The 3,832-nt window shown below is 35.8% G+C and carries 2 protein-coding genes; both read left to right on the top strand.

Annotated elements, in window-relative coordinates; all coding sequences use genetic code 11:
• The first annotated feature begins 357 nt into the window (after nt 1–357).
• Complete coding sequence (locus DNK84_RS12180) at nt 358–969, top strand: recombinase family protein (protein ID WP_119344764.1); 612 nt, start codon at nt 358–360, stop codon at nt 967–969.
• 8 nt (nt 970–977) lie between these two features.
• Nucleotides 978–3,821, top strand: a complete 2,844-nt coding sequence (locus DNK84_RS12175; RefSeq protein WP_119344763.1) for a Tn3 family transposase — start codon at nt 978–980, stop codon at nt 3,819–3,821.
• The last annotated feature ends 11 nt before the right edge of the window (nt 3,822–3,832 follow it).

Below are 3,832 nucleotides of genomic sequence, written 5' to 3'. Positions count from 1 at the left end.
GGCAATAGAAAGTGGTGTTGAGAGTGTTATTAATACTCGATTTAAAAAGAAACACAAGGCGCAATGGAATCGAGAGTCTGCACACAGAGTGTTGCAGCTTAGAACCTCTTTAGCAAGCAATCAATGGGCTCAGGATTGGCAGCTAGTTAGGCAACATATTTATAAAAATGCAGCATAACAACTATATTAGGAATGCTCTCTTCAAATTCCTTCTAATATCACAAACAAAACGACCGTTTTCTTGGCGGTCTGATAATTCACATATTTCAATTCAAAATCAACAAGTAAACCCATTGCAATATTCAACACTAATTTGTATTATTCAATTTATCTTTATTGGTTAAGGAATTTTTTATCATGATGATTGGTTATGCCAGAGTGTCAAAAGCCGATGGTAGTCAGGTGTTAGATTTGCAGATTGATGCTTTAAAAAAAGCAGGCGTTGATGAAAACAGAATTTATCATGATTATGCATCTAGCAGAAAAGATTCACGCCCTGGTCTTGAATCTTGCCTTAAGGCTTTGCAACCAGGGAACACTCTCGTGGTATGGAAATTAGATAGACTTGGTCGTGACATGAAGGACTTAATTACCATGATTGATGATTTGCATGCGTCAAAGATCAATTTTAAAGTTTTAGAAGGACATGGCGCGAAAATTGATACCACAACAGCAAACGGACGCCTTATTTTTGGTATTTTTGCTTCGTTGGCTGAATATGAGCGCGAACTCATACGCGAACGAACTTACGCAGGTCTCGCTGCAGCTAGAGCAAGAGGCAGAAAAGGTGGCAGACCCACAAAAATGGATAAAGCAACGTTGAAAATGGCAATGGCAGCGATGTCCGACAGAAATGCCGTATCATCTGATATTGCAAAGCGATTGGGAATGACAACTACAACCTTATATAAATATGTAAATGGCGATGGCACGCTAAAAGCAGCTGGCGATAAAATCATGAATAAGTGAGGGTTTGTATGGCAATTTATAATAGCCTAAAAATTTTGAATCAGAACGAATTTGAGGAGCTATTTGAAATTCCAAAAATTGACCCAAAAGACCGCGAGTCATTATTTGAGATAACCTCTGAAGATACTGAGTATTTAGATAATGAAACGGAGACTCACAATAAGATAAACTATGTATTACAAGTAGGGTATTTCAGAGCAACACGAAATTTTTATGCATTTGATTTTCATCAAGTTAAAGACGATATCAACTACATCCAAAATAGATATTACCCTAATAGCTCAAAGAAACTCAAAGCAGTTAATAGAAACAAACACTATGCAACCCAACGTTTTATAATGCAGGCTTATGGATATCGTAGATATGACGCCAAGTTTGAACTTGAACTTACTAAGCAGGCAAATCGTTTATCTCAGAGGGACTTAACACCACGATTCATTTTTGATGAATTATTGCACTACTGTGAGCAATATCAGATAGTGCGGCCAAAGTATTCAACACTGCAATCAATAGTATCAAGAGCCATTACACGAGAAGAGAAGAGGCTACTTACAAAATTGGGCAACCTTTTGGATAAGGCATCTCGAGTCACTATTGATAGACTTATTTCCAACGAAAAAACAATTTCTGATCTTACTCTACTTAAAAAAGATCCCAAGGGTTTAACTACTAGCGAGATGGAAAAAGAACTAGCAAAACAAAATAACATTTTGATGGTCTTTGAGAAGTCAAAGCATATGATTCCTGAGTTAGGGATATCAAGACAGAATTTACAATATTACTCTGAGTTGTGTGATTACTATGACTCATATCGCGTACGCGCATTTAGCAAGAAAAAGGCTAGATTATTAATGCTTTGCTTAATTTGGCAAAGGTTCACCAAGATCAATGATCACCTGATCGACTATTTTATTTATAAAACTAACTGGTATGAAACTGAAGCATCAACAGAAGCAAGAAACTGTGTTTATGAGGCTAAGCTAAAAGCTAGTAGAGATAAGATAATTGCAAGCAAAATGCTTAAAATTGTTCATGATGACAAAATTGCACCTGAGGAGATTAGACCGAACTGTTATGAAATTGTTAGCGAAGACAAATTTACCGACTTCACTGATAAACTTGCTAAACCAGACCTTGATGAAGAAGGGTATGTATGGCGCTATTATGCTCGTGAAAATGCTGCTATAAAGCGCAACTTACGCAATATCGCATTGAGTTTATGTATTGATTTTAATAATGAGACAGCATTAAAGGACGGTCTAGAATATGCCAAAGCATATTGGCAATCATCAGATAAGACAAAAGACCCAGTTGCTAAAGGTGTGCCAATTCAATTTATTCCCAAATCAAAACGCAAGTACATTTTTTATAAAAAGGCAGTCAAAACCTCACCTAAATCTAAAAGAACGAAAAACTTGAGCTACATTGATATTAAACGCTATGAAATGGCACTCTATCAAGCTTTATCAACAGCGATATCTGCTGGAAATATTTTTATTTCAGATAGTGTTGGTTATCGCAGCTTGGAAGCTGAACTAATTGCTAATCATATATGGGGAAAAGACAAAAAGACGATCTTAACATCGCTAGCTGATTGTATAAATACTAAACCAATAAATGAAATACTCATTGAGTTAAAAGATACACTCAATGAATTATATAAAGGTGTTAATCAACGCATTCAGTCTGGTGCAAATAAGCATATTAAAATCAACGTAGACAAAGACAATATTATTACCTGGAAATTGCCCTACAAAAAAGAAGCTGATGCAGCTGATAATCCGTACTATGAAAAATTCAAAACCATTGGTATTGCTGACGTTATTGACTTCACCGCTAACAAGACTAATTTCTATGATAGCTTAACCCACCTTGTGAGCAAGGGTGCCAAATCAAAGGCTAAGCCTGAGCATATTAAAGCTTATCTTGTATCACAAGGTGAAGCCATAGGACATAAGAAAACAGCAGAGTCATCTGATGTCAGTTATCAAAATCTCATTGATATGGAGGGTAAATTTATCCGAGTGGATTCCTTGGTTGAAGCAGGTGATATTATCATAGATGCCATTTCCGATTTACCCATATTTAAATACTACAATCTCTCTGATTATGGTATTCATGCGAGTCTAGATGGGCAAAAGCTCGAGACCAAATATCAAACCGTGTTATCCCGGTATTCCACAAAGTATTTTGGTTATGGTAAAGGTGTTGTTTCTTATAGTTTAATTGCGAATCATCTACCTGTAAGCACCAAGATCATTGGCGCCAATGAACATGAGAGCCATTATGTTTTAGATATCATCTACAATAACAACAGCGATTTAAAAATCAAAGCCGTCTCAGGTGATATGCATTCAGTAAATCGAGTTAATTTTGCGTTATTGTATTTATTTGGCTATGACTTTATGCCAAAAATTACACAGATGCACTTAAAAACAGAACAATCATTGGTTGCTTTCAAAGGTATGAAAAGCTTTAAAAATGACATAATCAAACCCGCCAACATTGTTGATGAAGAGTTAATCACGAGTGAATGGGATGAAATCCAACGAATTTTGGCATCTATTGCGCGCAAAGATGTGTCACAAAGTACAATTATAAAAAAATTATCATCATACTCTCGAAAAAACAAGACACTCAAAGCACTCATTGAATTTGATAGAATCATTATGAGCATTTACATGCTCAGATATATCGATGATCTTCAGTTAAGAAGAAACGTGCATCGGGCATTAAATCGTGGTGAAGCTTTTCATCAAATACGATCTGCGTTATTTCAGGTCAATGGCAAAAAAATCCTTGGTAAATCTGAAAATGCGATTGAAATTAGAAATCAATGCAATCGAGTATGATCTTGCTGATT

Origin of the sequence: Facilibium subflavum (genome assembly GCF_003574485.1) — a bacterium.
In the GTDB taxonomy this organism is placed as follows: Bacteria; Pseudomonadota; Gammaproteobacteria; order Francisellales; family Francisellaceae; genus Facilibium; species Facilibium subflavum.
The sequence above is the reverse complement of the archived record's forward strand: the minus strand, read 5'-3'. Positions and strand labels throughout refer to the sequence as shown.